Consider the following 22522-nt stretch of genomic DNA (forward strand, 5'->3'; position numbering starts at 1 on the left):
AGGCCGCCCGGCGGCTTTACATATAAAATTTAAGAGAAGTAGGTGATATTTAATGGACATGAACATGTTAACACAGAAATCAATCGAAGCGGTTAAAAATGCCGAACAGATTGCCATAGACCATGACCACATGGAAATTCAGCCAGAGCATCTGCTCCTGGCGCTGCTGACCCAGGAAAACGGCGTGGTCGGAAGATTGTTTGAACGGCTGGGTAAAAATACCTATCCGATTATTGAAGAATTAAAGGGCGATATTGACAATATGCCCAGCGTTACCGGCCCGGGCCGCGAACCCGGAAAGGTTTATATCAGCCGTGACACCGATAAGATCATGAATGAGGCTTATAAGGAAGCCAAGAAGATGGAAGACCAGTACATCTCTGTCGAGCACCTTTTGCTGGGCTTTTACAGCCTGAGCAGGCAGAACGCAGCCCTTGAGCTGCTGAATCGTCACGGCGTCACAAAGGATGAGGTTTTAAAAGTATTAAGGGATGTGCGCGGCGGCCAGCGGGTCACCAGCGACAACCCCGAAGGAACCTATGAAGCCCTGACCCAGTACGGGCACGACCTGGTGCAGGACTGCATTGACAATAAGCTGGACCCGGTGATCGGCCGTGACTCCGAAATCCGGCACACCATCCGTATTTTATCCAGAAAAACCAAAAACAACCCGGTGCTCATCGGGGAGCCCGGCGTTGGTAAAACCGCCATTGTCGAAGGCCTGGCTGCCCGGATTGTGCAGGGAGATGTGCCCGAGGGCTTAAAGGACAAGCGCATTATCTCCTTAGATATGGGCGCGCTGGTCGCCGGCGCCAAATACCGCGGCGAGTTTGAAGAGCGGCTCAAAGCCGTCTTAAAGGAAGTCAAGGACAGCGACGGACGCATCATTCTGTTTATTGATGAGCTCCACACCATTGTGGGGGCCGGGAAAACCGAGGGCTCCATGGACGCTGGCAACATGCTCAAGCCAATGCTGGCCCGGGGCGAGCTCCACTGTATCGGCGCCACCACACTGGACGAATACCGCCAGTATATCGAAAAGGACCCGGCGCTGGAACGGCGTTTCCAGTCGGTACTGGTGGATGAACCGACGGTTGAGGACACCATTACCATCCTCAGGGGCTTAAAGGAACGCTATGAAATCTTCCACGGGGTTAAGATCCAGGATAACGCCCTGGTCTCCGCGGCAGTGCTTTCCAACCGGTATATTACCGACCGTTTCCTCCCGGATAAGGCCATCGACCTTGTGGACGAAGCCTGCGCCATGATCCGTACCGAAATTGACTCCATGCCCGAAGAGATGGATGAGGTCAACCGTAAGATGATCCAGCTGGAAATCGAGGAAACCGCCCTCAAAAAAGAAGAGGACAAGCTCAGTAAAGAGCGCCTGGAACGGATTCAGAAGGAGCTGGCCGAATACCGCGACCGCTTCAATGAAATGAAGATCCAGTGGGATAACGAAAAGAACGCGGTGGAATCTGTCCAGAAGATCAAGGAAGAAATCGACCGGGTTAACCACCAGATCGATCTGGCCCAGCGCGAGTCCGACTATGACAAGGCCGCAGAGCTGACCTACGGCAAGCTGCCGGAATTACAGAAGAAGATGAAAGAAATGGAAGAAGCCGCCGAAGCCAGAGGCGAGGGCGAATCCCTGATCCGCGAGAGTGTGACTGAGGACGAAATCGCCGAAGTCATCTCCAACTGGACCGGCATCCCCCTGAGCCGGCTGATGGCTGGCGAGCGGGAAAAGCTCCTGAATCTGGAAGACATTCTCAGAAAACGCGTGGTCGGCCAGGAAGAACCCATCGAAAAGGTGGTAGACGCCATTATCCGCTCCCGCGCGGGCATCAAAAACCCCAACAGCCCCATTGGCTCCTTCCTGTTCTTAGGGCCTACCGGGGTTGGTAAAACTGAGCTGGCCAAAGCCGTAGCCGCCAACCTGTTCGATTCTGAGGACAATATGATCCGTATCGACATGAGCGAGTACATGGAAAAATTCTCCGTGAGCCGCCTGATCGGCGCGCCTCCGGGATATGTTGGCTATGAAGAAGGCGGCCAGCTGACAGAAGCTGTGCGGCGTAAACCCTATTCGGTTATTCTCCTGGACGAAATCGAAAAAGCCCATAAGGACGTGTTCAACGTGCTGCTCCAGATTCTGGACGACGGCCGTGTGACCGACTCCCAGGGGCGGACCATCGACTTTAAAAACACCATCATCATCATGACCAGCAACATCGGCTCCGAATACCTGCTGGAAGGCATCGACGCCGAAGGCAACATTCTGGTCGAAACCGAGGAAGCGGTCATGAATTCCCTGAAGAATTACTTCCGGCCGGAATTCCTCAACCGTATTGATGAGATCGTGCTGTACAAGCCGCTCACCAAGCGCTCCATCGGCAGAATTGTCGACCTGATGATGGCCGAGCTCCAGAAACGCCTGGATGATAAGCGCATTGTGGTAAAACTCAGCGAAGACGCCAAGGAAGCCGTCATCGACCAGGGCTATGACCCGAGCTACGGCGCACGTCCGCTGAAGCGTTTCTTACAGAAGAATATTGAAACCATGATCGGCAAGGAAATTATCCGGGGCAACCTGGATGAGGACCAGGTGGTCACCGTCGACTTTAAGGACGGCCACTTTGTCATCGAAAAATAAAAGAGCAAAGTCTGAGACCGGCGCAAACCTGCGCTGGTCTTTTGCTGTAAAGAAGTGGCGCAGCCCCGAGACTGCGCCTTTTATCCAGATAAGAAAAAGTGTCCAGGCGCTTTGGATAACGGCCAAGAATCAAGCGGCTTTATTGAGACAGCCGGACATTAGCGAGATATCGTATAAATTTTAGTGAAAAGGATAAAAGTGAAGGAGCAGTGCCCGCAGGACAACTTTTTCTTTCTTAGGTAAAAGGCTTCGTCTCTTAGGGGAGATTTTTTGGTAAGCAGTGACCGGCGCAAACCTGCGCTGGTCTTTTTTTATGTAAAAAAGAGGAAGGCAAAAGCTTTAAACAGCCGGAAAAGACATGACCAGAGCCGGAAACCATGCTATAATCAAACCATAAACCGCCGCAGGCAATGGGTAAGGCCGACTGGTTTTATCTGCAGAGACGCTGTGGAAAAGAATTTGATTTTTGGAGGAATGACGATGAGTGAGCCCTTATATTTTAAGACCCGGGACGCGTTCAGGGACTGGCTGGCCCACAACTGCCAGTCCAGCGAGGGCGTCTGGCTGGTGTTTGGAAAGACAAAAGCCCTGGTGACCGTAAAAGCCGGCGAGGCGCTGGAGGAAGCCCTGTGCTTTGGATGGATCGACGGCCAGATGAAAAAAGTTGACGACCAGTCCTACATCAAGTATTTTTCCGCGCGCAGAAAGAACAGCAAGTGGTCCGCAAAAAACAAGGCTTTGGCAGAAAGCCTTGAAAAACGCGGGCTGATGACAGACATCGGCAGAGAAAAGATCGAGGCGGCAAAGAAAAACGGCCAGTGGGACAGCGCCGCGGGGCCCTCAGCCGTCACCGAGGAGCAGATTGAGGCAGTGGCCCAGCTGCTGCGGGAAAACGAACAGGCCCATGAAAACTTCCTGAATATGCCGCCATCTGTGAAAAAGACCTACACAAGAGCCTATCTTGACGCCAAAACGGAAGCCGGCCAGGCCAAGCGCCTGGCGTGGATGACCGGGCGGCTGGAGAAAAATTTAAAGCCAATGTGATCAGGGAAACCAGGAGAATCGTTTATGAAATCAAGAGCGCTTTTTCACGCTGTCTGCGGCGCTGCCATCCTCTGCCTGATAGCAGCCGTATTTTTGGGCCTGCGGGGTAACACCAGTAAAACAAAGGTGGTGGCCGATAAGCCTTCACCCTACACACAGGAGCAGATAGAAGCCGCGGCGGATGCCGTTAAGCGGGACTTTCAACGGCGGTTTGGCTGGGAGCTTCTCGAACTGACATATGAGGACTGCGGTGTTTTGGAAAATGGAAAAAGCGCCGTATTTTTTAAATCAGTGATCCGTACCGGCTTTCTGACAGATGGCAGCGTCCCGCCGCGCAGTATGGTGTATTGGGGCTTTTGGGCCGCTCCAAAACCTAAAGGCAGTGGCTGGTATGTGGTGAGCTGTGGGTATGGGTAAAAGCCGGTCCTCAGAGATTGATAAGCGAGGTGAAGCATGAAAAATTTTAGTATGCCGGAAACGGTCAGTCCGTTTTTGGAGCAGGAGGAGCTGGAACGGTTAAGCCAGAGCCTTGAGAAAAACGTCTCCCGGGAAGAGGCAGAGGCATTCCTCCGCCGGGTCCCGCTGCGGTCAGGGGCAGCGCCTGAAGAGAGAGCCAGGTGGGTTGAGCGCCTGGCAGAGGAGCTGGAGACAAACTTTGACCAGGAGACCATTGTCAAAATAAGAATGGGCTGCCACTGCAACGAAAACGGCCGTCTGGAGGAAACCGCCGAGACTTTCAAGGCGTTATACCAGTCCAAAGGGCAGGATCTGGAACGCTTTGTCAGCCACCTCAACGAGAGTGGGGCAGGCTGGCGCATCGAGGGCGGCGCACTCTATACCAGGATGTTTACCTGCGAGTGCCCCATGCTGGAAAAGGCCGGGACCTCCCCATCGCTGACCTGCTGCTATTGTACTGCCGGGTACAGCAAAGCCTTCTTTGAAGCCATATTTGAGCGCCCGGTGGAGGTCGAGCTGCTCCAGACCATCAAGCAGGGGTATGACTCCTGCCTGTTGAAGGTTACAGGAATCCTTTAAATTAAAACGGATAAAAGGAGGAGAAAATCAATGCAGTCTAAAGCATGGGACTGGGAAAAGAACCAGTCGGATTACTGGCTCATCCCCTGCGTGGAGAGCCCCTATCTCGCGGAACGCTGGCAGGCGAAGGGCTTCCTGCGGTTTCTGGATCTGGGCTGCGGCCTTGGGCGGCACGCGGTATATATGGCTAAAAAAGGCTTTGAGGTAACCGCCGCAGACCTGTCCGAATACGGTATCGAGCACACAAAAAAATGGGCCGGGGAGGAGCAGGTGCCGCTCACTGCCTGCGTGGCGGACATGCTGTCCCTGCCCTTTGAGGACAACACCTTTGACTGCGCTATGGCCTACAATGTTATCTACCATACCGATATTCCAGGCTTTCAGGCCGCCCTGGCGGAAATCCGCCGGGTGTTAAAGCCCGGGGGCGAGCTGTTCCTCACGCTCATCTCTAAGAGTACCTATGGTTACAAACAGGCAGACAGCAGCCGGCGTGTTGACGCCAACACCCTGCTCTCGGAAAAAAGCGATACGGAGACGGGCGTGCCGCACCTCTATGTGGACCTGGCAGATATAAAACGCTTTTTTAAAGCCTGGCACCTTGAGGACAGCTTGAGAGAATCCTGCGTCTATAACCCTGAGGAGCCGCAGTATTACAGCAGCCACTGGAGCCTTACCGTCAGAAAATAAATCCGTCCGATTGGATATTGACAAGTATAATAGAAGCAGGTATAATGATAAAAACAGAATAACCTTTGAGGTGCTTAGCAATAAGAGAATAGGGAAACCGGTGTGAGTCCGGTGCGAACCCATCACTGTAAACAGGGACAAAGCCTGAAAAGCCACTGGAGCAATCCGGGAAGGCGGGCCGCGGACGAGCTGTAAGCCAGGAGACCTGCCTTAAAGAAGAAATACGTGCAGGGGGAGAATGCAGCGGCGTGTTTGAATAAATGAAATCTCGGAAAATGGGACCGATGAGCAGAGTGCTTATCGGTTTTTTTATTTGCCGAAAAGTTAGATACGTCTGCGTTTTCTGGGAGATGTTGACATCCAAAAGGATTTAACATAAATTTTTAATTTAATGGAGGAAAAAATGAAGAAGAAAGTGATTGCACTGATGTGCGCGTTGCTTCTGCTGGTTCCGGTCTTTGCCGGGTGCAGCCAGAGCGGGGATTCGAGTGAGGCGAAAAGCATTACCGTGGTGGATGATACCGGGCGCGAGGTAACCATTCCCCAGCCCCTTGAAAAGGTTGTGGTCGCCAACCGCTACAATTCTGAGCTGATCCGCGGGATCGGCGCCATCGACAAGGTGGTGGCGGTGGATAAGAACACAGCCCAGGACCGCGTGTACTGGAGCCAGTTTGACCCGGATAATGTTATCGGCAAGGGACAGAGCGAGCTGAATTATGAAAAGATTGCCGAGCTGGGCGCCCAGGTACTCATCACCCCGGACAACGGCACATGGGAAGAGGACATTAAAAAGCTGGAGCCTTTCGGCATTCAGGTTGTCGTGGTATCCGGCTATAACAATGCCGAGCTGCCAAAGGAAATCGAGATTCTGGGCAAGCTGTTCGGCAAGGAAAAGGAAGCCGAGAAGCTGACGAAATTCTACCAGGATAACATGGATATGGTGGCCGAAAAAATCAAGGACGTCAAGGGAACGAAAAAAGTGTACTGGGAATACGGTGACCCGAATACCACCTGCATACCGGGAACCAGCAATGACGGCTGGAACAGCATGCTTTTAAACGCCGGGGCTGTCAATATTTTTGGCGATCCCACCATTACCGGCAAGACCATTGACCCGGAAAAGATTCTGTTAGAGGACCCGGACCTTATCATCAAGACTTCATCCGGCCCGGCCCTCAAAAATACCGGCGTCTACACGCCGCCCACAGCGGAGGACTACAGCACCATCTCCACCGAAATGCTGAGCCGCGCAGGCTGGTCCGATCTAAAGGCGGTCCAGAATGACGATTTCTATGTGACAACAGGCTTCTGCGCCGGCGGACTGGGCAAAATGATCGGGACGGTTTATACCGCGAAATGGTTATACCCTGAGCAGATGAAGGATGTTGACCCCGACGCGATCTTTGACGAATGGATGGAAATCCAGGGGGTTGATCCGATAGAAGGGCATGTTTTCCAGGTTAAGCATCAATAGTGATGGAAAAGCAGCAGACATTAAAAGCCTATCATAAAAAAAGAGCGGCGTTGATGCTGGCAGCAGTGATCCTTTTGATCATTGCTGCTTTTTCCAGCTGCTTTGTCGGCGTTGCCAATGTGACTGTGGGGCGGGTGTTCGCGACCCTGCTGCCCGGCGGCCACTTTATGGGCGCGGCGGCGCTGAACCAGACCGAGCTCACTGTGCTCATGCAGCTGCGCCTGCCGCGCATTACCATGGCGCTGGTTTCCGGCATCGGCCTGGGCATCAGCGGCCTGGTCATGCAGGCCATCACCGGCAATAAGATGGCCAGCCCCTTTACCACCGGGCTTTCAAACGCCGCGGCCTTCGGGGCTTCGCTGGCCATTATTTTTGGCTTTATGCCCTTTGGCAGCAATCAGGTGGGCACTGTCATGATGGCCTTTGTGCTGGCCTTTATCTGTGCCGCCATGGTGTACGGCATCGCCTCGGCCAAGGGCATGGGAAAAACGACGATCATCCTGATCGGCATTGCCCTCAACTATTTCTTTTCAGCCCTGAATGCCAGCATGCAGTATGTGGCCAACGAGCAGCAGCTCTCCGCCATTGTCCACTGGACCTTCGGCAGCCTTTCGGAGATCACCTGGGAGCAGATCCTCGTGGTCAGTGTTATTCTGCTCCTGACTTTTCCGTTTATCGTCCGTTTTGCCTGGCATTACAACCTTTTATCCACCGGGGATGAAAGCGCGGTGGCCCTGGGCGTCAATGTCATGCGGCTGCGGCTGCTTTCGGGCATTGCGGTCACGCTCATTTCATCGGCCATTGTCAGCTTTACAGGCGTTATCGGTTTTGTGGGGCTGGTGGCGCCGCATATCGCCAGGCTTCTGATCGGCGGCGACTACCGGGCGCTCATACCGCTCACCGCCCTCTCGGGCGCGATCCTGCTCATCGCCGCGGATACAGTGGGCCGTGTGGTCGTCTCACCGGTGATCATCCCGGTGGGCATTGTGGTCTCCTTTATCGGGGTGCCGGTGTTTATCTATTTAATTGTAAAAGAACAGAAAGAGCGGTTGGTCTGATGAAAATTACAATCAGAAATTTAAGCTTTGGCTATCGAAAAACCTGTATTTTAAAAGGCGTTAACATCGAGGTGGCGCCGGGAAGGCTGTGCGTGCTGCTGGGGGCAAACGGGGCCGGTAAAAGCACGCTGATCAAGTGTGTCAACGGGATCCTGAAGCCCGAAAAAGGGGAGATATACCTGGATAGCACCGACCTTCTGAGGCTGCCGCAAAAGGAAAAATCCAAGCTCATCGGCTATGTGCCCCAGAGCACCGAGGTGGAGGACAGCGGCCTGAATGTTTTTGAGATGGTGCTGTCCGGGCGTGTGCCCCATATGAAGGGTAAGATGAAGGACGCCGATTATGAGATTGTACGGTCCGTTCTTGAGAAAATGTCGCTCAGCGATTACAGCACCAAGCTTTTAAACCAGCTGAGCGGCGGCGAGCGGCAGCGGGTTTTTATCGCCCGCGCCCTGGCCCAGGAGCCTGTGGTCATGCTTCTGGACGAACCCACCAGCAACCTGGATTTGCGGTACCAGCTGGAAACCATGGAGATTGTCCGGGGCCTCTGCCAGGATAAGGGAATGACGATTATGGCGGTTATCCATGACGTCAACACCGCGGTCACCTTCGCTGACCAGGTGGTGCTCATGAAGGACGGGAACATCCACGCCACCGGACATCCCGACGAAATTCTGAACACAGAAAGTCTGGAGCATATTTTTGATGTCCGCGTCGAATTCGCGGCCTATCAGGACAAGCAGTATGTGATTCCCAAGCGGTGCGCGGGTTAAAAATTAAGCGAATACACATTTACCCGGCAGGCGGTCAATAAAAAACAGTCTGGCGGGTATATTTTTTAAAGAAAGGCTTTTAAATCCGGTGAAATTTATGCTATAATAGGCATGTAAAACGATTACTATCTTGTGCTAAAATAAATAATTGTAAATTCGGTGATTTTGCTTGATCTTTTCGCCGCTTATATTACAATTATAAGGTAACCGTACAAATAGTGAAAACCGATGTTTAAATTAATTATTTATCAGGAGGATAAAATATGAGTATTCGATTTGATTATTCCTATGCGGGACTGTCTCAGGAAGAATTTGACAACAAGGCGGCACAGATCAGCCTGGCGGACAAAATGTTAAAGGAAAAAACAGGCGCTGGCAGTGATTTTTTAGGCTGGTATGATTACCCGGTGGCTTATGATAAGGAAGAGTATGCCCGTATCAAAAAAGCGGCTGAAAAAATCAAGGGTTCCTGCGATGCGTTTATCGTCATTGGCATCGGCGGCTCCTACCTGGGCTCTAAGGCTGTTATTACCGCGCTTACGAGTACTTTTTTCAATGAAGAAACAGACCGAAAAGCTCCTAAAATTTATTTCGCCGGTGAAAACATCAGCGGCAAATATATGAAAGACCTCATCGACCTGGTCAAGGATCAGGATATCTGTGTCAATGTTATCTCTAAATCCGGCACCACGACCGAGCCGGCCATCGCTTTCCGTTTCTTTAAGGAAATGCTGGAAAAGAAATACGGGAAGGACGGCGCCAAGGACCGTATCTTTGCCACCACAGACAAGGAGAGGGGCGCCCTTAAGTTCCTGGCCGACCAGGAGGGCTATGAAACCTTTGTGATTCCGGACGATGTGGGCGGCCGTTACTCGGTTTACAGCGCTGTCGGCCTGCTGCCCATCGCTGTCGCGGGGATTGATATCGACGCTTTCATGGACGGTGCCAAATCCGGCTATGAAGAATACGGCGTGGATTCTCTTGCCGATAACGCCTGCTACCAGTACACCCTTTACAGAAGCTGCCTGTACAACCGCGGCAAGGCCATTGAGATCCTGGTGGATTACGAGCCCTCCCTGCGCTACTTCTCCGAGTGGTGGAAACAGCTTTACGGCGAGAGCGACGGCAAGGATGGCAAGGGCCTGTTCCCGGCGTCTGTCCATTTCTCGACTGACCTGCACTCTGTGGGGCAGATTATCCAGGACGGCCATAAAAATATTTTTGAAACCATTCTGGCAGTGGACGAGCTGGACGGCGATATGATGGTGGGGCATGAGGAAGCAGACCTGGACGGCCTGAACTACCTCGAAAACCGCACCATGCAGGACGTCAATGAAAAGGCCTTTTTGGGCACACTGCTGGCGCATGTCGACGGCGATGTGCCAAACGGCATCATCTACCTGTCCAAGCTGGACGCTTTCCACATCGGCAAGCTGGTCTACTTCTTTGAAAAGGCCTGCGGCCTGGGCGGCTACCTCCTGGGCGTTAATCCCTTTAACCAGCCGGGTGTCGAAGCTTACAAGAAAAATATGTTTGCCCTGCTTCACAAGCCAGGCTACGAGGAGCTGACCGAAGCGCTGGAAAAACGCCTTCCCAACAAATAAAAACACGAACAGAGATCGGCGCAAAATTGTGCCGATCTCAGGCTGTCACAAAAGGCACGGCCCGGGGCTGTGCCTTTTATCCAGATAAGTAAAAAGGTCCAGACGCTGTGGTAAACGGCCAGGAATCGTGCCGCATTATCGTAACAGCCGGACACTGGCGAGATCAGTTATCCACGTTAGAGAAGAAGCAATTCGTGTAAGGGCAGTGCCCGCAGGACGCTTTTTTCTTCCTTGGGTAAAAGGCTTCGCCCCTCAGATTTTTTTAACATGCAGAGATCGGCGCAAAATTGCGCCGATCTTTTTTTGTGCGTCTGTGCCCGCCCGATGTTAAAACACCATTGGCAGAACAGGAGGATTATGGTAAGATAAAGAAATTGGAAGTTAAAGGAGGAATTATGGAAAAAAACGAAAATCAGATGTCCGAGAGCAGGCATACCCATCAGAACGGCGGCTTTACCAACAGCCTTGGGTTTGTGCTGGCCTGTGTTGGCTCCGCCGTTGGGCTCGGCAATATCTGGATGTTTCCCTACCGGGTAGGGCAGTACGGGGGCGGCGCATTTTTAGTGCCTTATATTTTATTTATTGTTATTTTCGGCCTGGTGGGCCTCTCAGCAGAGTTCGCCATCGGCCGGCGCGCAAAAACCGGAACCCTGGGAGCCTATGAGTATTGTTTTAATAAAATCGGAAAAGGGAAGCTGGGTTACATTCTGGGCTGGATTCCGCTGCTGGGATCTCTTGGGATTGCCATCGGCTATGCCATTATCGTGGGGTGGATCATCCGCGCCCTGGCCGGTTCGGTCACCGGCGCCATCCTCAACACAGACGCGGCGGTTTACTTCAGCCAGGCGACAGGCAATTTCGGCAGTGTGCCGTGGCACGTGCTGGTCATTGTCATCGCAGCGGGCATTCTCATGTTCGGGGCCACTAAGGGGATCGAGAAGATCAACAAGGTTTTAATGCCGTCCTTCTTTATTCTCTTTGCCATCCTGGCCATCCGCGTGGCCTTTCTTCCGGGTGCGGTCGAGGGATATAAATTTCTGTTTATGCCGGAATGGAGTGATCTGCTGAAGGTAGATACCTGGGTTATGGCCATGGGCCAGACGTTTTTCTCGCTGTCCATTACAGGCTCAGGCATGATCGTCTACGGTACCTATCTGAACAAATCCGAGGATATCCCCAAGGCCTCCATGCGGACGGCCATGTTCGACACCCTGGCGGCCATGCTGGCAGCGCTGGCTATTATGCCCGCTGTTTTTGCCTTTGGCATTGAGCCCAACGCGGGCCCGCCGCTTATCTTTATCACGCTGCCCAACATCTTTAAGCAGATGCCTTTCGGCCAGCTCTTCGCGGCGGTGTTTTTCCTGTCGGTGGCCTTTGCGGGCATTACCAGCCTCATCAATATGTTTGAGGCAGTGAGCGAATCGCTCCAGACCCGCTTCAAGCTGCCGCGCAAGGCCGCGGTTGCCATCTGTGCGGGTGTGGCGCTGCTCGTCGGGATTTTCCTTGAGGCAGAGCCGAATGTTGGCTCCTGGATGGATTTCATTACCATTATTGTCGTGCCCTTCGGCGCAGTGCTGGGCGCGGTGTCCATCTACTATGTCCTGGGCTACAGGGACATCAAGCAGGAGCTGGAGCTGGGAAGAGAAAAGCCCCTGGGCGCTTATTTCGGCCCACTCGCCAAGTATGTTTATGTGCCGCTGGCAGTGGTTGTATTTATACTCGGCCTGGTCTATGGCGGTATAGGCTGATCCCTTTAAAAGCCGGAGAAAGACAAGTTTCTCCGGTTTTTATTTTTGAGGACTTATGCATAAAAATGAAAGAATATGCAAAATTGCTTTACTTTAACCAAGTTTTCTAATAAAATAAGTACATTAATATTTTTTTAAGGAAGCGAGGAGTTATGAGTACGATATTAAATCCTGAATTTATTATTTTTGTGATCTATCTCATCATGCTGGTTGGCATAGGACTCTATTTCTACAAAAAGACCTCGAGCATTGAGGGGTTCCTTTTGGGAGACCGCGGTCTGGGCAGCTGGGTTACCGCCTTTTCTGCACAGGCCAGCGACATGAGCGGCTGGCTGCTGATGGGATTGCCCGGCGCCATTTACCTGGGCGGCATGCCCGAGGTATGGATCGGCATTGGCCTGTGTGTGGGGACAATTTTGAACTGGAAGTTCGTGGCCGCGCGCCTGCGGACCTACACAGAAAAAACCGATTCCCTGACCCTGTCCACCTTTTTTGAAAGACGGTTTAAAGACCCGACCGGAGCGATTCGTGTGATTTCTGCACTGATCATTTTAATCTTCTTTACCATTTATTCATCCTCCGGTATGGTGGCCTCCGGCAAGCTGTTCCAGATGATGTTCGGCATTGACTACACCACCGCGGTATTGATCGGCGCGCTGGTTATTGTGGCCTACACCTTCCTCGGCGGGTTCCTGGCTGTGTGCTGGACCGACCTGATCCAGGGGATTCTGATGATCATTGCCATTGTGGTGGTGCCGATTCTGGCCATGAGCCACCTTGGCAGCATGCAGCCCACCCTGGACGCCATGGCGGCCCAGGGCCTGAGCATGAACCTGCTGGGCGGGGGAATCTCGGTCATGGCCATTATTTCCGCTGCGTCCTGGGGTCTGGGTTATTTTGGCCAGCCTCATATCCTGGTCCGCTTTATGGGGATCAAGAGCATCAAGGAGCTGCCAAAATCCATGACCATTGCCATTGTCTGGGTCATCATCGCCCTGACCGGCGCGATTTTTGTAGCTTTATTGTCCATTCCGCTGTTCCCTGGCCTGACAGATGGCGCCCAGGAAACCGTGTTTATGCTCATGATCCGCAAATTTTTCCCACCGTGGATCGGGGGGATTTTCCTGGCGGCGATCATGGCGGCCATTATGTCCACCATTGATTCACAGCTGCTGGTTTCCTCCTCGGCCCTCACCGAGGACCTGGCCCGCATTTTCTTTAAAAAGGAGCTGACAGAAAAGCAGAGTGTGAATCTGGGACGGCTGTCGGTAATCATCATCGCAGTCATCGCCCTGTTCATGGCGCTGGTGCCAAACTCCACGGTTATGGGGCTGGTCTCCTACGCGTGGGGCGGCTTTGGCGCGGCCTTTGGCCCGCTGGTGCTCTTTGGCCTGTATTCTAAGAAAACAAGCTGGAAAGCGGCCCTGTCGGGTATGATTGTCGGGACGCTGACGGTCATTATCTGGAAGCAGACCGGACTTGGCAATACCTTGTATGAGATCGTGCCAGGATTTTTCCTGAATGTGATCACCATCCTGATCGTCAATGCCTTCTCCAAACCGGATGAGACAGCAGAAACAGAATTCGACGAAGTGCTGGAAGAAATGAAAGCCATCAGGGCTGAATAAGAAACACATAGGACGGCTGGAAAGCAGCCGTCTTTTTTATGCCTTTAATTTATTTAAGGTACCTGTATAAAATTCTTGACATCTGCGACAGGTACCTGTATAATATAAAGCATAAGGTACCTGTTATAAATTAAAGGAGGTAACAAAATGGACGAAAAAGAGATGGAATTATATGAGAAGCTGTCAAGGCTTCAGTGGCTGATACAGCGCAGCCGCCTGAAAAATCATGTTAAAAACGGCCCGGTGGGTGACCCGACACGGGGTCAGGGCAGAGTGCTGGCCATGCTCAGGATACAGCCTGAAATCAGCAGTAAGGATTTGGCCTATCTGCTGGGCATACGGCAGCAGTCCCTGAACGAGCTGCTGAACAAGCTGGAAAAGAAAGGCTATGTGACACGCGTACCCTCAGAGACAGACCGCAGGGTCATGCTTGTCCGCCTGACCGAGCAGGGAAAGCAGGCCCAGGACCAGAACAGCGAGACCGATGACGCCGGAATTTTTGACTGTCTGTCGCCCGGGGAACAAGACCAGTTTAACGCATACCTGGACCGGATGATCGCAGCCTTTGAGGAAAGGTGCGGAGACAGCATGGATGATGGCACCAGAGAATGGATGCGCGGCGCCTGTGAGCGTATGGGTAAAGACCAGTTTGAACGGCTCATGAACATGCGGATGGGCGGCCGCTCCTTTGGAAATCACTTTGGGCAGGGCGGCCCGGGCTTTGGACCCTTTGGCGGCTTTGGCAGACCTGGTGATCCAGAGGACGAATGATCCGGCAGCTCCACGAGGCAGCTGTTTTTAAAGCCGAAAAGGAGGGATGTGTATGTTTTCAGCAATAGCCCTGTGTTTTTACGGCGTTTACCTGATCTGTGAAGCTTATAAGGCGGACAGAAGCCGGGTTCAGCAATAATAATCATGATGGAAAAGACGATATGCTATAAGGGCAAGCTCCCAATAAAGCGGTATTGTCACAGCATACGGCATGGTCAGTTTTTGGCCATGCCGTTTTGCTGTTCGCGCTTTGATTTCGGCGCGCTTTCTGACAACAGCGGGGGAAGAGGCGGTAACAGAATAGACGGAGGCGGCGGCTTATGGTAGAATGTGGGCAGGGCAGCAGTCTGCGCTGCGCTGGCCTGCTCTGCCGATGCGTTGGACAGCAGATTGTATGCTTTTGTGATTGAATAAAAAAATGATTGGATGGTGAAAAGATGATAACAGGATACTACTGCACAAATATTTTTTCTGAGCAAGCGAAAGAGCTGATCGCGTTTTATACGCAAATGCTGGAGATCCCCTTTATTAAGACCGATGATGACAATTCAAATGGGGTTTATCTTGGTTTTATCGAAAACGCGCCCACTCTTTGTATATGGGACTGCAAAAAATGCGGCGTAGAGCCGACCGGGAATCAATCCTTTGTATTTCAAACAGAAACCCTTGATTTAACAATGGAAAGCCTGAAGAAAAAAGGGGTCTCCCTGTCGGAAGCTGTCCGATATGATTGGGGAACTTATGAGGTCCGCTTAAAGGATATTGACGGAAACGAGATCGTGATCGCTGAGTTTGTATGAGAGGTGGACGGTCAGTACAAAGCTGATCGTCCGCTTTTTATGTTGCGTTCAGGTATGTTTGAAAATGCTTAAAAATGATTAAATATGTTCTTTTTTTGAATTGACAACACCCTGAAAATGCGTTATGATAAACAAAAGAAAACGTAGATGATCATAATTGAACAGAATGACCGGTTCAAGTGTGACCGGATAATGAGAGAAGCCATGTTTCCAATAGAGAGAAGAGAAAAAATAATCGAAAACCTTGAGAAAAACGGCAGCATCACAGTTGAGGCGCTGGCCCAGAAGCTCGAGGTCACACCCACAACCATCCGAAGGGATCTGAAATACCTGGAGGATAACGACCGCATTACCCGTACCTTTGGCGGGGCGGTGGTAAAGGAAGGGCTGGTGGAGGAAATCGCGGTTTCCCAAAAAGCCAGCGCTTACCAGGCCGAGAAAAAGCGCATCGCCAGGGAAGCCGAAAAACTGGTGGAGGACGGACAGACCATTGTGCTGGACGCCGGCACCACCAATATGGAGCTGGCTCTGCTGCTGGCCCGCGGCACGAAGCAGATCAGCGTGGTGACCGATGATATCCTCATTGCTGCCAGGCTGCTGGATGCGCCCCTTGTGGACGTTCACTGTACCGGCGGCCATGTCCAGAAGGATGTGGGGGTATGCCTCGGCGGACACGCCGAAGCCTTTTTTGAAGGCATCAACGCAGACATCGCCTTTCTGGGGGCCAGCGCTGTGGATGTGGAAAAGGGCGTGAGCTCACCATCCATGGAAAAGGCGGCGCTGAAGCAGCAGATTCTGGAATGCGCCAGAGAAAAGGTGCTGCTGTCCGACAGCTCAAAGTTTGGCCGGGTCAGCTTTGCCAAAATCTGCGGGATTGACCGTTTCGACCGGATCATCACCGATGCGGGGCTGGACGCCGAGAGCGAAGCGCGGCTTATGGAAACAGAAATCGAATGGATTAAAGCATAGGAGGAAAGAGCAGATGGCAAGGGCAGTAATCATCGCCGACGATTTGACCGGGGCCAATGTTACCGGGGCCCTGCTCAGAAAAAACGGCTACCGTTTTGCGACTTTTCGGCACGGCGTGCCCGTCGGGCCTGAGGTTTTAGCAGGCTATGACGCCGTAGCTGTCAGCACAGACAGCCGGGGCATCGGGGCAGGTTCGGCCTACGACAGGGTGAAAAAGACAGCCCAGGCCTTTGTGCTTCCCGAGGGCTGTTTTTATCAAAAACGGATCGACAGCACCCTGCGGGGCAACATCGGCGCCGAGACGGACGGCCTGCTGGACGCCCTTGGCGGTGAAGCCGTCGCTCTTGTCTGCGCGGCTTACCCGGATGTGGATAAGCTGGTGGCCGGAGGCTATCTCTTAATTGAGGGAAACCTGCTGGAGCGTACCGGGGTCAGCAGGGACCCTAAATGCCCGGTGACCCTGTCGTCGGTCCAGGCTATACTGGAAAAACAAACCCGCTACCCGGTCGGCACTGTTGGTATGGACGTCGTGTCCAGGGGAGCGGAAGCCATCCGGGGTGCGGTAGAAGCGCTTATCCGGCAGGGCACGCGGATCATCAGTTTTGACGCGGTGGCGGGGGAGGACATCACCGCCATTGCCCAGGCGGGCACAGCCCTTGACCGTCCCTTTATCACGGTGGATCCGGGGCCGCTGACGCTGGCCTGCCTGAACGCGGGAAAGGAACAGCGCACCCGCAGGCGCGTGCTCATGGCCATTGGCAGCGTGGTGCCCATTGTCAGGCAGCAGGCAGCAGCCTTTGAAGCCTTTTTCAAAACCGAGCTGGTGCAGGCCGATGTGCTGGCCCTGCTGGATGAAAACCGCAGAGACGCCGAAAAACAGCGGATATTCAGAGCTTTGGACGCCTGCGCGCTGCACAGCGATTTTGTGGGCATTATGACCGCTAAAGAGGAAGAGGATGTGCTGGACCTCAGGGAGACCGCGGCGCGCTTTGGCTGTGATGTCGAGACCCTGTCCGAACGCATCGGGGCAGCCATCGCAGAGCTGGCCGCCGCGTATCTCGAGGCCCACAGCCGCGAGATACAGGCCCTTTATACCAGCGGCGGGGACATTACCCTGGGCGTGTGCGAAGCCCTGGAAAGCGCAGGCATCTGCGTGCTGGATGAGATCGAGCCCTTTACCATGTACGGAGAACTGATCGGCGGCCCTTACAGCGGCCTGCCCATTGTGACAAAAGGCGGACTGGCCGGAAAAGTGGAGACACTGCGCAGCGCCATGTCCTATTTACAGATAAAATTAGCCGAAAAGGAGTAAGAAAATGAAACCAATCATTGCAATACCTATGGGAGACGCGGCAGGCATCGGACCGGAGATTACCGTTCGGGCCCTGGCCGATAAGATGATACAGGAGATTGCCCGTTGCGTGGTCGTGGGCGATAAAGACGTGCTGGAGGACGCCATCCGCTTCAGCGGTGTGGACTTAAGGATCAAATGTATCGAGGAGCCGGCAAACGGCGACTACACACCCGGTGTTCTAAACCTGATCGACCTTGACAACATTGACATGAACGCCCTTAAAATCGGAGAAATCCAGGCCATGACCGGACAGGCGGCCTATGAGTATATTAAAAAAGCCACAGAGCTGTGCCTGGCCCACAAGGCGGACGTGCTGTCCACCACAGCCATTAACAAGGAATCCCTGAAGCTGGCAGAGGTGCCCTACATTGGGCATACCGAGATTGTGGGCGCGCTGACAGGGACAAAGAATCCGCTGACCATGTTCCAGGTCCGGAACCTGCGTGTGTTTTTCCTCACGCGCCACGTCTCACTGAGAAAGGCCTGTGATTTGGTGACAAAGGACAGCCTGCTCACATTTATCCGCGACTGTGTGAAAGCGCTGGAGGTGCTGGGTGTTAAGAACCCGAAAATCGCCGTGGCGGGCTTAAATCCCCACAGCGGTGAGCATGGCTTGTTTGGAACCGAGGAGGTCGACCATGTGATTCCGGCGGTTCTGGAGGCAAAGGCCAGAGGCATTGACATCGAAGGCCCCATCGGCGCGGATTCTGTCTTTTACCAGGCCTTAAACGGCCGCTACGACGCGGTGCTCTCCCTGTATCATGACCAGGGGCACATCGCCACAAAGATGGTGGATTTTGAGCGCACCATTTCCATTACCAACGGGATGCCCATACTGAGAACCTCAGTAGACCACGGCACAGCGCTGGACATTGCGGGTAAGGGCATTGCCAGCCCAGTCAGCATGATTGAGGCCATCCGCCTGGCCGTAGAGTACGCGCCCAATTTCAAGCGCGAGTCCTAAAGTTTGCAGGCAATGTAAGCATTGCAAAAATATATTAAAATACGGGGGTATTTATGATGCAGAAGTTTGAAAAAGTGTTTGACATGTCACAGCCGGTATTTCACAATTGTCCGGGATGGCCCACCTATGAGCTCACAGAGGTGACTTATGAGGCCATTAACCCAAAGGACGGCTTTACGGCAGAAGTCTTTAAGATGAACGCCCATACCGCCACCCACCTGGACGCGCCTTTCCATTTCTTCCCGGAAGGCAAGAAGATTGATGAAATGCCCATCGAGGGCTTCCAGGGCGAAGCGGTAATCATTGACCTCCGGGGCATTGCGCCGGATACAGGCATTACCAGCGAGCACCTGAAACCCTACGCGGATAAGATCAAAGAAGGGGATATTGTCCTCATGAACACGGGTTGGTGCAAGAAGAGAGCCATGACAAAGGAATACTATTACCAATGGCCTTACCTCACTGGTGAAGGCGCGGAATGGCTGCATGAAAAAGGTGTAAAGGGCGTTGGCATCGACGGCCTGAGCATTGGCGGATGGGGACCGGATAAGGGACCGCAGCCCCATGTGGTTCTGCTCTCAAAGGAAGTGTGGCTTTTAGAAGAGATCGACTTCCCCGATGAGGTGATGGCATACGAACGGGTTTACTTCTGCTGCTTCCCGCTCAAGCTTCAGGGCTTTGGCGGCGCACCGGCAAGAGCTGTCGCCATGGTGTAAAACCGGAGATACAAAAAGATCGGCGCAATTTTGCGCCGATCTTTTTATGACTCTTATGCTTCGGGTGTTTCCATGGATTCAAGGATCGCGTCCACAAGCATGTCGAGCTCTTTTGCTTTTTCAGGATGGAGAGCGGAGGCCATGGACAGGCGGTCATTGATGACGGTCATGTCCTTCAGTTCATTTTCGACAAATTCCTGCATTAAATCACCGGAGCAGGGAGCCCAGGAGCCGTTTTCCACAATGGCGACCGTACGGTTCTGCACGTTCAGGGCCTTCATGTCCATCAGGAAGTTATGCATGGCCGGGTAAATGCCGAGATTATAGGTCGTAGAGGCGAGAACCAGGTGGCTGTATTTGAAGCTTTCAGAAATGAGCTGGGATACATGCGTCGAGGACACATCATACATGACCACATTGGTCATGCCCTTATCGCAGAGACGGGCAGCCAGGGCCTGGGCGGCGCTTTCCGTATTGCCGTACATTGACGCGTAGGCGATCATAACGCCTTTTTCCTCTGGCACATAGCGGCTCCATAAATCGTATTTTTCGATAAAATACATCAGGTCCTCGCGCCAGACCGGCCCGTGAAGCGGGCAGATAAATTTGATCTTGTCGAGAATGCCGGCAGCCTTGCCCAGCAGAAGCTGTACATGGGGGCCATATTTTCCGACAATATTGGTCAGGTAGCGGCGGGCGTCGTCAAGCCAGTCACGGTCAAAATCCACCTCGTCAGCAAAAAGCTTGCCGTCCAGGGCGCCAAAGGTACCAAAGGCGTCAGCAGAGAACAGGGCACCGTTTGTCACATCAAAGGTGACCATGGCTTCGGGCCAGTGCACCATGGGCGCGAAAACAAAGGTGACGGTGTGTTTGCCGAAGGAGAAGGTATCGCCCTCTTCCACGACAATGCAGTCATGGTCGTCGACGTGAAAGCCGAACTGGCGCATGAACAAAAAGGCTTTTTCATTACTGATAATCTTAATCCCCGGGTATCGGATCAGGATTTCTTCAATACTGGCCGCGTGGTCGGGTTCAAGATGGTTGATCACAAGGTAATCCAGGGATTCGCCCTCCAAAACAAACTCAAGGTTTTCTAAGAGCTGGCGGCAGGCCGACCAGTCGACCGTGTCAAAGAGTACGTTTTTTTCATCGCGCAGGACATAAGCGTTGTAGCTGACGCCGCGCGGAATGGGATAAACATTTTCAAACAGGGCCAGGCGGTGGTCGTTGGCGCCAACCCAGATTAAGTCCTCGGTTACATTTCTAACTGCATACATTGATTAGGCCTCCTTTTTGGCGATAATAAATTCAGATTTTTCGGCGCCGCACAGCGGGCAAACCCAGTCTTCCGGAACATTTTCAAACAGTGTGCCCGGAGCGATGTCATTTTCCGGATCACCCAGATCGGGGATATATTCATAACCGCAGCCGCCGCAGATATAGGATGGGCCTGCCGGCGTCGGCTTTGGAGCCTTTGGCCGTTTAATCTTGACCATTTCGGGGGCTGGCTTTTTCTCGCCGGTTCCCAGAGCTTTGGCTAAAACAGGCAGAACTTCGTTCACATCGCCCACAATACCATAGTCACAGTTTTTAAAGATCGGCGCGTTGCCGTTTTGGTTGATGGCGACAATGGTGGAAGCGTCCTTGATCCCCTTGAGATGCTGGATCGCGCCGGAGATACCGCAGGCAATATACAGGTTGCCTGAGAACTTCTGTCCCGACATTCCGACATAGCGGTTAAGCGGCACGTATTTTAAGGTTTCAGCCACTGGCCTGGAGGAACCAATGGCAGCCCCGGCGGCCTTTGCCAGATCTTCGATGAGCTTCATGTTTTTCTTGTCGCCAATGCCCACACCGGCCGAAACCACACGTTCAGCGTCGACAATAGGGGTGTCGATGGGAATCCCGACAGAGAAATCATAGCCGTCTTTTTCAAGCGCTGCGATCAAAGCGTCAACCTTTGCCTGAATATCACCGTCTTTCAGAATAATGTGCTTGCGAACGCCGGTGATGGGCGCAGGCTTTTTAGGAGCGCTGCCGGAGCCGCCGGCCTTTTTTGGGGGCTTTCCCAGAATATGGGAGGCGATGACCACACGCTGTATTTCGTTGGTACCTTCATAGATGGTCGTGATCTTGGCGTCTCGGTACATCCGCTCAACCTCCATCCCTTTCAGGTAGCCGGTGCCGCCGAAAATTTGCAGGGCGTCGTTGGTGACCTCCAGAGCGATATCGGAGGCATACTGTTTAGCCATGGCGGATTCCATGCCGTAAGGCTCGTGGTATTCCTTCAGCTCAGCCGCCTGGTAGATGAGCAGGCGGGCAGTGTGCAGCTTGGTGGCCATATCTGCGATTTTAAAGGAGATGGCCTGCTGAAAGCCAATGGGCTTGCCAAACTGGACACGTTCCTTGGCGTAGGCTACCGCTTCCTCAAAAGCGCCCTGGGCGATCCCCAGTGCCTGGGAGGCAATGCCGATCCGGCCGCCGTCCAGGGTTGCCATCGCGATTTTAAAGCCCTGGCCCTCTTCGCCTAAAAGGTTTTCCTTGGGAACCTTCACATCATTGAAAACCAGCTCAGCAGTGGAGGAGGAGCGGATCCCCAGTTTGTCGTAATGATCCCCGAAGGTGAAGCCTTCCCAGCCCTTTTCAACAATAAAGGCGGAGATGCCGCGGGTTCCGATATCAGGTGTGGTGACAGCGAAAACAACGTAGGTGTCGGCTTTTGGCGCGTTGGTGATGAAAATTTTATTGCCGTTGAGCAGGTAATGGTCGCCCTTGTCAATGGCGGTGGTTTCGGTTCCGCCGGCATCGGAGCCCGCGTTTGGCTCTGTCAGACCAAAGGCGCCGATTTTTTCACCTTTACACAGAGGAATTAAATATTTTTGCTTTTGTGCTTCGTTTCCAAAGGCGGCAATGGGCCAGGTCCCAAGTGAGGTATGCGCCGACAGGATAACGCCGGTTCCGCCATCCACGCGGGAGAGCTCTTCAACGGCAATGGCATAGCTCAAAACGTCCAGGCCCTGTCCGCCGTATTCCTTTTCAAATGGAATACCCATTACACCCATTTCGCCAAGCTGCCTGACGGCTTCGTCCGGAAACATATTTTCCTTGTCCATCATGAAAGCATGGGGCTTCACTTCTTTTTCAGCAAACTCACGAATTTTTTTGCGCAGGGCTTCATGCTGCTCGGTCGTTTTAAATAACATCATAGATCCTCCTTGAAATATAAATGAATCAATACCAT

Annotated in this window: 19 protein-coding genes and 1 riboswitch; of the genes, 17 read left to right on the forward strand and 2 right to left on the reverse strand. The window is 53.0% G+C overall.

All coding sequences use genetic code 11. From position 1 onward, the window contains the following. Window positions 1–52 precede the first annotated feature (52 nt). The 17 genes from clpB (at window position 53) to B2M23_RS14800 (ending at window position 19281) form a co-directional block, all read left to right on the forward strand. Entirely contained in the window at window positions 53–2656 is a 2604-nt protein-coding gene (gene clpB, locus B2M23_RS14715) for an ATP-dependent chaperone ClpB (protein ID WP_038354186.1), read from the forward strand. Window positions 2657–3136: 480 nt separating this feature from the next. After that, entirely contained in the window at window positions 3137–3700 is a 564-nt protein-coding gene (locus B2M23_RS14725) for a YdeI/OmpD-associated family protein (RefSeq protein WP_038354240.1), read from the forward strand. A 24-nt stretch (window positions 3701–3724) separates the two neighbouring features. Further along, on the forward strand, window positions 3725–4117 hold the full coding sequence (locus tag B2M23_RS14730) for a hypothetical protein (RefSeq protein ID WP_038354184.1): 393 nt from the start codon (window positions 3725–3727) through the stop codon (window positions 4115–4117). 36 nt (window positions 4118–4153) lie between these two features. Then, window positions 4154–4735, forward strand: coding sequence for a DUF6144 family protein (locus tag B2M23_RS14735; protein ID WP_038354183.1), 582 nt, complete (start codon window positions 4154–4156; stop codon window positions 4733–4735). Window positions 4736–4765: 30 nt separating this feature from the next. Continuing rightward, window positions 4766–5422, forward strand: coding sequence for a class I SAM-dependent methyltransferase (locus B2M23_RS14740; RefSeq protein ID WP_038354182.1), 657 nt, complete (start codon window positions 4766–4768; stop codon window positions 5420–5422). A gap of 51 nt (window positions 5423–5473) precedes the next feature. Beyond that, window positions 5474–5649, forward strand: a riboswitch (cobalamin riboswitch). 176 nt (window positions 5650–5825) lie between these two features. Next, window positions 5826–6896, forward strand: a complete 1071-nt coding sequence (locus B2M23_RS14745) for an ABC transporter substrate-binding protein (RefSeq protein WP_038354181.1) — start codon at window positions 5826–5828, stop codon at window positions 6894–6896. Window positions 6897–6898: 2 nt separating this feature from the next. Further along, window positions 6899–7954, forward strand: a complete 1056-nt coding sequence (locus B2M23_RS14750; RefSeq protein WP_038354180.1) for a FecCD family ABC transporter permease — start codon at window positions 6899–6901, stop codon at window positions 7952–7954. After that, window positions 7954–8727: an ABC transporter ATP-binding protein gene (locus B2M23_RS14755; protein WP_038354179.1), complete on the forward strand. Its 774-nt coding sequence runs from the start codon at window positions 7954–7956 to the stop codon at window positions 8725–8727. The genes B2M23_RS14750 and B2M23_RS14755 overlap by 1 nt, the downstream gene beginning before the upstream one ends. Window positions 8728–8990: 263 nt before the next feature. Beyond that, window positions 8991–10331: a glucose-6-phosphate isomerase gene (locus B2M23_RS14760; RefSeq protein ID WP_038354178.1), complete on the forward strand. Its 1341-nt coding sequence runs from the start codon at window positions 8991–8993 to the stop codon at window positions 10329–10331. A 395-nt stretch (window positions 10332–10726) separates the two neighbouring features. Next, window positions 10727–12079, forward strand: coding sequence for a sodium-dependent transporter (locus B2M23_RS14765; RefSeq protein WP_038354177.1), 1353 nt, complete (start codon window positions 10727–10729; stop codon window positions 12077–12079). 152 nt (window positions 12080–12231) lie between these two features. Then, window positions 12232–13707 carry a sodium/proline symporter PutP gene (gene putP / locus B2M23_RS14770; RefSeq protein WP_038354176.1) on the forward strand — a complete coding sequence of 492 codons (1476 nt, stop codon included), beginning with the start codon at window positions 12232–12234 and terminating at the stop codon, window positions 13705–13707. 147 nt (window positions 13708–13854) lie between these two features. Continuing rightward, the gene (locus B2M23_RS14775) at window positions 13855–14478 is read left to right on the forward strand and encodes a MarR family winged helix-turn-helix transcriptional regulator (RefSeq protein WP_038354175.1); all 624 of its coding nucleotides are present in this window, start codon (window positions 13855–13857) and stop codon (window positions 14476–14478) included. Between the two features lie 437 nt (window positions 14479–14915). Continuing rightward, window positions 14916–15278 carry a VOC family protein gene (locus tag B2M23_RS14780; protein WP_038354174.1) on the forward strand — a complete coding sequence of 121 codons (363 nt, stop codon included), beginning with the start codon at window positions 14916–14918 and terminating at the stop codon, window positions 15276–15278. Window positions 15279–15425: 147 nt separating this feature from the next. Next, window positions 15426–16247, forward strand: coding sequence for a DeoR/GlpR family DNA-binding transcription regulator (locus tag B2M23_RS14785; protein WP_052237501.1), 822 nt, complete (start codon window positions 15426–15428; stop codon window positions 16245–16247). Between the two features lie 13 nt (window positions 16248–16260). Next, window positions 16261–17559: a four-carbon acid sugar kinase family protein gene (locus B2M23_RS14790; RefSeq protein WP_038354173.1), complete on the forward strand. Its 1299-nt coding sequence runs from the start codon at window positions 16261–16263 to the stop codon at window positions 17557–17559. A gap of 4 nt (window positions 17560–17563) precedes the next feature. Beyond that, window positions 17564–18565, forward strand: a complete 1002-nt coding sequence (pdxA, locus tag B2M23_RS14795; RefSeq protein WP_038354172.1) for a 4-hydroxythreonine-4-phosphate dehydrogenase PdxA — start codon at window positions 17564–17566, stop codon at window positions 18563–18565. Between the two features lie 53 nt (window positions 18566–18618). Then, on the forward strand, window positions 18619–19281 hold the full coding sequence (locus tag B2M23_RS14800) for a cyclase family protein (RefSeq protein ID WP_013379825.1): 663 nt from the start codon (window positions 18619–18621) through the stop codon (window positions 19279–19281). Window positions 19282–19334: 53 nt separating this feature from the next. Here the strand turns inward: B2M23_RS14800 and B2M23_RS14805 are convergent, their stop codons facing one another. Together B2M23_RS14805 and B2M23_RS14810 are read right to left on the reverse strand one after the other, a co-directional pair. Then, window positions 19335–20558, reverse strand: a complete 1224-nt coding sequence (locus B2M23_RS14805) for an FprA family A-type flavoprotein (RefSeq protein WP_038354171.1) — start codon at window positions 20556–20558, stop codon at window positions 19335–19337. Between the two features lie 3 nt (window positions 20559–20561). Next, the gene (locus B2M23_RS14810) at window positions 20562–22484 is read right to left on the reverse strand and encodes an acyl-CoA dehydrogenase family protein (RefSeq protein WP_081571245.1); all 1923 of its coding nucleotides are present in this window, start codon (window positions 22482–22484) and stop codon (window positions 20562–20564) included. Window positions 22485–22522 lie beyond the last annotated feature (38 nt).

This window comes from Eubacterium limosum (assembly GCF_000807675.2).
Lineage (GTDB): Bacteria > Bacillota > Clostridia > Eubacteriales > Eubacteriaceae > Eubacterium > Eubacterium limosum.